Source organism: Micromonospora sp. M51, from assembly GCF_018070305.1.
Classification (GTDB): domain Bacteria; phylum Actinomycetota; class Actinomycetes; order Mycobacteriales; family Micromonosporaceae; genus Micromonospora; species Micromonospora parva.
The window spans coordinates 1-6,375 of sequence record NZ_JAGPXZ010000335.1 but is presented as its reverse complement, the minus strand read 5'-3'; the positions used below and the strand labels follow the sequence as shown (position 1 = coordinate 6,375).

The window sequence follows — 6,375 nt, the reverse complement described above, 5'->3', positions numbered from 1 at the left end:
TGGCCGCCGGTCGTACCGTGCGGGCCACCCTGCCCGGCGCGGACCAGGCCGCGCTCGCCGCACTGCCCGGCGTGGACGCCGTGGAGGTGCGCGGCGACAGTGTGCTGGTGCGGACCGGCGACTCGGACGCGGTCGCCCGGCACCTGCTGACCCGGACCGCCGCCCGGGACGTCGAGATCACCTCCCGCAACCTCGAGGACGCCTTCCTCGCCCTGACCACCACGCAGACCGGAGCCTGAGATGACCACCTCCACCTCCACGCGCGCCGCTGTCACGACGCCGGACCGTCGGCTGCCCGCACTGGGCGGGTTCGCCCCGGGTGCCCTGGGTATCGAGCTGCGCCGGGTGCTGCGCAACCGCCGCACCCTCGCCTTCACGCTGATCATGCCGGGCGTCTTCTTCCTCATCTTCGGTCTGCCGCAGGGCGGGCAGTCACTGGACAACGGCCGCCCGGTGACGGCGTACGTCATGATCAGCCTGGCCGTGTACGCGGCCATGGTGGCGACCACCAGCGTCGGTGGTGCGGTGGCCACCGAACGGGCGCTGGGCTGGAGCCGACAGTTGCGGCTCACCCCGCTGCGCCCGGCGGCGTACGTGGCGACCAAGCTGATCACCGCGATGAGCCTGGGCCTGCTCGCGGTCGTCATCGAGTTCCTGGTGGGCGCCGTGGCCGGCGTTCGCGTCCCGGCGTACGTCTGGCTGCTGTCCGGGCTCGCCGCCTGGGTCGGCTCGCTGGTCTTCGCCGCGTTCGGTCTGTTCATCGGGTACCTGGCGCCGGCCGAGAACGTCATGCAGATCATCGGTCCGGTGCTGGCGGTGCTGGCCATGTTCGGCGGGCTGTTCGTCCCGGTCGAGGTGCTGCCGGACGTGCTCCAGCAGGTCGCGACGTTCACCCCGGTGTACGGCATGGGTGTGCTGGCTCGCGCCCCCCTCACCGGCGACGGGGTGAGCATGGCGGCGGTGGTCAACCTCGTCGTCTGGGCACTGGTCTTCGGCGTCGGCGCGGCCCGGCTGTTCCGCCGGGACACCGCGCGGGTCTGACCGGCCGGGCGGTTAGCGTGAACCCGATGGACCTCTCGACGGGACAGCCCTGGCAGGTGAGCCGCCACTGGCGGTACACCGGCTGGCTGCTGGCCGCCGTCTGGCTGTTCTTCCTCAACGTGCCGCTCGCCACCGCGCTGCACCAGCCGGAGCCGTGGCGGCGGATCGTCGGTGTGTCGACCCTGGTCGTCTTCAGCGTCGGTTACGTGCTGCTGTTCCAGTGGGCCCGCAAGCTGCGCCAGTCCCTGCGGCCGATCCCGGTGGGCCGGGCGCGGGCCGGGCTGGCGTTGCTGCTCGCTGTGGGTCTGGCCGGCCTCCCGGGCGCCGGCGGGGACTGGCTGGCCACTCTGGTCTACGTGGCCGCGGCGGCGGTCTTCCTGCTGCCGCAGTGGGAGGCGTTGGCCGTCGTGGCGCTCTGCGCGGTGACCCCCGTGCTGGCGTCGTGGCTGGTGCCGGGGTGGGAGGCGGAGCACGGCATCGTCTTCGCGGTGCTGCTCGCCTCGTTCGCCATGTTCGGGGTGTCCCAGTTGGCCCAGCGCAACAGCGAACTGCGGGCCGCCCAGCAGGAGATCGGTCGGCTCGCGGTCGCCGAGGAGCGGGCCCGCACCGCCCGCGACCTGCACGACATTCTTGGGCACTCGCTGACCGTGGTGGCGATCAAGGCCGAGTTGGCCGGGCGGCTGCTCGATGTCGACCGGGAGCGGGCCGCCGCCGAGATCGCCGAGGTGGAGGCGTTGGCTCGGGCCGCGTTGGCCGACGTACGGCAGACGGTCGGGGCGTACCGCGAGGTCAGCCTCGCCGCCGAGGTGGCCGGCGCCCGCTCGGCGCTGGCCGCGGCGGGCATCGCGGCGGACGTGCCGACCGAGGTGCCGGACCTGCCGCGGGAGTGGGACCGGTTGTTCGGCTGGGCGGTACGGGAAGGGGTGACCAACGTGGTCCGGCACAGTGGGGCACGGTGCTGCGTGATCCGGGTGCACCCGGATCGGGTCGAGATCGGTGACGACGGGCGTGGTCCGTCCACTCCCGACGCGAGCGGGCACGGGCTGGTCGGCCTGCGGGAGCGGGCGCGTCGACTGGACGCGGTCGTGACCGTCGGTCGCCGGCCGACGGGCGACGGTTTTCTGCTGCGGGTGCACACCCCGGAGGAGGCCCGGTGAGCGGCGGTTCGACGCCGATCCGGCTGTTGCTCGCCGACGACCAGGCGCTGGTCCGGGGTGCGCTGGCCGCCCTGCTCTCGCTGGAGGAGGACCTGACAGTGGTCGCCGAGGTCGGTCGGGGCGACCAGGTGGTGCCCGAGGCGCGACGCAGCGCCCCGGACGTCGCCCTGCTGGACGTGGAGATGCCCGGCCTGGACGGGATCGCCGCCACCTCGGCGTTGCGGGTGGCGCTGCCGACCTGCCGGGTGCTGGTGGTGACCACCTTCGGCCGACCCGGCTACCTGCGTCGGGCGATGGAGGCCGGTGCGAGCGGGTTCGTGGTCAAGGACACCCCGGCCCGGCAGCTCGCCGACGCGGTCCGTCGGGTGCACGCGGGCCTGCGGGTGGTCGACCCGACGCTGGCCGCGGAGACCCTGGCCACCGGCGCGAGCCCACTGACCGAGCGGGAGACCGAGGTGCTGCGGACCGCTCGGGGCGGCGGCACCGTCGCCGACCTGGCCCGGGCTCTGCACCTGTCCGAGGGGACGGTCCGCAACCACCTGTCGGCGGCGATCGGCAAGACCGGTGCCCGCAACCGGGCCGACGCGATCCGGGTCGCCGAGCGGAACGGCTGGCTGCTCGGCGAGTGACCGGCTGTGCCGGCGCTCAGGCGGTCGGCGGCGGAGCGGCCAGTTGGTCGACCACCACCACGCTGCTGCCGGGGCGGACCTCGGCGAGCAGCTCCCGCTGCCCGGAGCGGGTCAGCCGGATGCAGCCGTTCGTGGTGTTCTCGCCGAGCTCGTCGTCGTTGTGCCAGGTGTGCACGCCGATGTGCGCGCCGCGCAGCCCGTCCGGCACCGACTCCGGATCGTCCGGCACCGAACCGAGGGCGTAGATGTCCACCCCGCCGTAGACCGACTCCGGCGGTGGGGTGCGGCCCAGGATGAAGGTCCGCCCGAGTGGAGTCTCCTGGCCGGACTGGCCGAGGCTGACCTCCCAGGAACGCACCGCCTTGCCGGCCCGGTACCAGGTGAGCCGGTGCGCCTTGCGTTCGACGACGATCTGGTCGCGCAGCGGCACCGTCTCGAACCCGCCGGGTGGCAGCCAGGCGAGCCGCCGGTTGGCCGAGGGCAGCAGGACGGCGGTCCAGCCGGCCCGCCGCTGGGCGATCGGCATGGTCAGCTCCACACCGCGGATCGTCGGTTCGAGGAACGCGCGCGGACGACCACCGGGCGCGTCGTACGCGGCGATCCGTCTGGTCGGGTGCGCGCCGTCGGTCAGCGGCGTGACGTCCATGGTGGCCGGATCGGCGGGGAACCCGCCGGGTGCCGGGTCGTAGTCGACCACCGGCAGCCCGTCCGGGGCGGGCGCGGCCGGGAGGACCGACTCGTCCGGGCTCTGCTCCACACTGCTCGGGGTCGGGTCGGCCACCACCACGCTGCTGTCGTCGGGGGCCGTCGAGCTGGGGGTGAGGGCCTGGCCGACCAGCAGCGCGGTCACCAGCAGCGCGGGTACGCCGATGGCGGCGGTCACCCAGACGCCGCGACGGCGGGACGGAGTCTTTCGGTCAAACGACACGAAATCACTCTATGGTGGCGATTGCGCCGGGGCCCCCGGTTCGGCGAAATCCGCCGCCCGGAGGCCCCGACCGAATCAGATTCGTGCGCCGATGTGGATGGCCACGGCGTCGTGCGCGGGCACGTTGGCCGCGAACCAGCCGTTACCGTCCACCGTGATCACTGGTCCGCTGCACGTGCCGCCCGCGTACGTGCCGTGGATGACGTCGCAGTACCGGCCGGCGGGCAACCCCGTGTAGTACGAGCGACCGTTCACCGCGGCGTCCTCGTCGTTGACGGTGATGAAGCCCTTGCCACTGCGGCTGAACGCGATGTGGTTGTTGCCGTTGTCGTACCAGTTGGCCACCCCGGCGCCCTCGGTGGCGTTGCGGAAGCCGACCATGTTGGCGATCACCGGCCAACGGTGCTCGCACTCCCAGCCGGAGTAGCAGGTGGTGTTGAGTGTCTTGTTGGCCCCGTCCGACGGCGGGCCGGCGTCGCGGCTGCTGAAGGTGTAGCTGGACATGACGGTGGGGGAGCCGTACGGCCAGGCCAGCATGAAGGCGTTCGCCAGGGCGTAGATCCCCCGGTCCTTGTAGGTCAACACTCCGCCGGAGTCGCGCTGGGTGTCGTGGTTGTCGACGAACACCGACGCCGGGCCGGTGGGCAGGTGCCCCCAGCCCTCGCCGAAGTTGCGCAGGTACGCCAACCGCTCGGACCGGAAAACCCGGGCCAGGTCCTTGCCGTAGCGGAACTCGTGCACGTCACCGTTGCCGGTGTACTCGGTCGGCTGGACCGGCTCGCCGGCACCGTAGATGACCTCCTGCACGATGTACGCGGAGCGGGACAGCTTGCCCCTGATCGCGGCGATGTCGGCGGCCGGCATGTGCTTGCTGGCGTCCATCCGGAAGCCGTCGACGCCGAGGGAGAGCAGGTCGTTGAGGTACGAGGCGATCTTCGTGCGGACGTAGTCCGACTCGGTCTTCAGGTCCGAGAGGTTGACCAGCTCGCAGTTCTGCACCTCGTACCGGTCGTTGTAGTTGGCGATGTCGTCGCCGCCGTTGCGCCCGCAGTGGTGGAAGTCCTGGGTCTGGTAGATGCCCGGGTAGTCGTAGTGCGAGTAGGACGAGCCGGCCCAGCCGATGCCGCCGTTGTCCTGACCGGACATGTGGTTGACCACCGCGTCGACGATCACCTTGACCCCGGCCGCGTGGCAGGTGTTCACCATCGACTGGAACTGGGCCCGGGTGCCCTTGCGGGACTCGATCCGGTAGCTGACCGGCTGGTACGCCAGCCACCACTGGTTGCCCCGCACGTGCTCCTGCGGGGGTGAGACCTGCACGTAGCCGTAGCCCTTCGGGCCGAGGGTGCTCTGGCACTCGTTGGCCACCGAGGGCCAGTTCCACTCGAAGAGCTGGACGATGACCTTCTTGCCGCCGGACGGGGCGGCGACGGCCGGGGGTGCCGTCACTGTGGTGGGGACGAGCAGGCTGGCGATCAGGCCGAGGGCGAGGAGCGCCGAGCCGCGTCGACGTCGGTGCATGGGGACTCCTGACGGGAGCGGGAGCGGGGGTGGTGGTGCGGTGGGGGAACGCCCGGTTGCCGGAATCTTGCAACCCGGACTGAAATTTGCTGAAAGGTTACAAGCGTGTTGCACGGAGTGTCAATGCATGCACGTTCGTCACTGTCCGATCTGGTGGGTGGGAGCGGGTGCAACGCACGGCCGTGCCCCTCGGTTCGATCTCGGCCCAGAAATTTTTCGCGGCGGGTGATCCGCGCGCCCCGCCGGTCCGTACTGGATGGGGGAGCAGGGGTCGGCCGGTGGTACGCCGCCGCGAGACGATCGAGGAGCAGATGGCCCGGGCACAGCAGGACAAGAAGGCGACGATCCGGACCACCGCCAGCAGTCGGGGGGTGCGCACCCCGTCCCGGTCGGCGAGCGCCCTGCTGATCGCTTCGGTGCTCGCCGCGCTCTGGGCGGCGATCATGCTGACCGGCACCGGTCAGACGGCGTACGCGTACGGCTTCTTCTTCACCGAGTTCTTCGCCGGGGTGGTCTCCCTGGTGTCGTTGAGTCTCACCGTCATGCTCGGTCTGCTCGCCACCGACCGGCTGGTGCTGCGTATCCCGCACCGGGTGCTGATGCAGTCGGCGCACCGGGCCACCGGTGTGCTGGGGGTGGCCGGGCTCGGCTTCCACGTCCTCACCAAGATCGGCACGGGGCGGGCGGCGGCGACCGACGCGCTGGTGCCGTTCGTCGGCGGCGGGGGTTTCTACGTCGGGCTCGGCACCGTCGCCGCGCTGCTGATGGTCAGCGTGATCTGGACCGGCATCATCCGCGCCCGCTTCGCGGGCGTCGGTCCGAGGTGGCTCTGGCGCGCGCTGCACTCGACCGCGTACCTGGCCTGGCCCTTCGCCATCCTGCACGGCCTCAACGCCGGTCGGGCCGCAGCGCCCTGGGTGATGTTCAGCTACCTGGGCTGCGTCTTGCTGGTGGTGCTGGCCCTGCTGGTGCGGTTCTCGGTCACCATCGGTCGGCGCAGCCGCGAGCAGCACCAGGCAGCGGTGCGCAACGCGGTGATGGTCGGCCGGGCTGAAGAGGCGAAGACCGCCCGATCGCTGCTGGCCGGGTTGGGTCGGCG

Annotated in this window: 5 protein-coding genes and 2 pseudogenes; 5 read left to right on the top strand and 2 right to left on the bottom strand. The window is 71.8% G+C overall.

The features are described 5' to 3' along the window. From KBX53_RS18495 to KBX53_RS18480, 4 genes and pseudogenes are all read left to right on the top strand, one after another. A pseudogene (locus tag KBX53_RS18495) lies at positions 1-239 on the top strand (ABC transporter ATP-binding protein); the annotation flags it as partial. Between the two features lies 1 nt (position 240). After that, positions 241-1,041, top strand: coding sequence for an ABC transporter permease (locus KBX53_RS18490; RefSeq protein ID WP_030330338.1), 801 nt, complete (start codon positions 241-243; stop codon positions 1,039-1,041). Positions 1,042-1,067: 26 nt separating this feature from the next. Continuing rightward, complete coding sequence (locus tag KBX53_RS18485) at positions 1,068-2,198, top strand: sensor histidine kinase (protein ID WP_210860623.1); 1,131 nt, start codon at positions 1,068-1,070, stop codon at positions 2,196-2,198. Next, positions 2,195-2,827 (top strand): response regulator transcription factor, encoded by a 633-nt coding sequence (locus tag KBX53_RS18480; RefSeq protein WP_210860621.1) that lies wholly within the window; start codon positions 2,195-2,197, stop codon positions 2,825-2,827. The genes KBX53_RS18485 and KBX53_RS18480 overlap by 4 nt, the downstream gene beginning before the upstream one ends. A 16-nt stretch (positions 2,828-2,843) precedes the next feature. On the opposite strand, the gene KBX53_RS18475 is transcribed toward KBX53_RS18480, so the two are convergent. Beyond that, a complete protein-coding gene (locus tag KBX53_RS18475) occupies positions 2,844-3,755 on the bottom strand; it encodes a L,D-transpeptidase (protein ID WP_210860619.1) in 912 nt (303 codons plus the stop codon). 75 nt (positions 3,756-3,830) lie between these two features. Further along, complete coding sequence (locus KBX53_RS18470; protein ID WP_210860617.1) at positions 3,831-5,276, bottom strand: alpha-amylase family protein; 1,446 nt, start codon at positions 5,274-5,276, stop codon at positions 3,831-3,833. Positions 5,277-5,443: 167 nt separating this feature from the next. On the opposite strand from KBX53_RS18470, the pseudogene KBX53_RS18465 reads away from it, so the two are divergent. After that, a pseudogene (locus tag KBX53_RS18465) lies at positions 5,444-6,375 on the top strand (hypothetical protein); the annotation flags it as partial.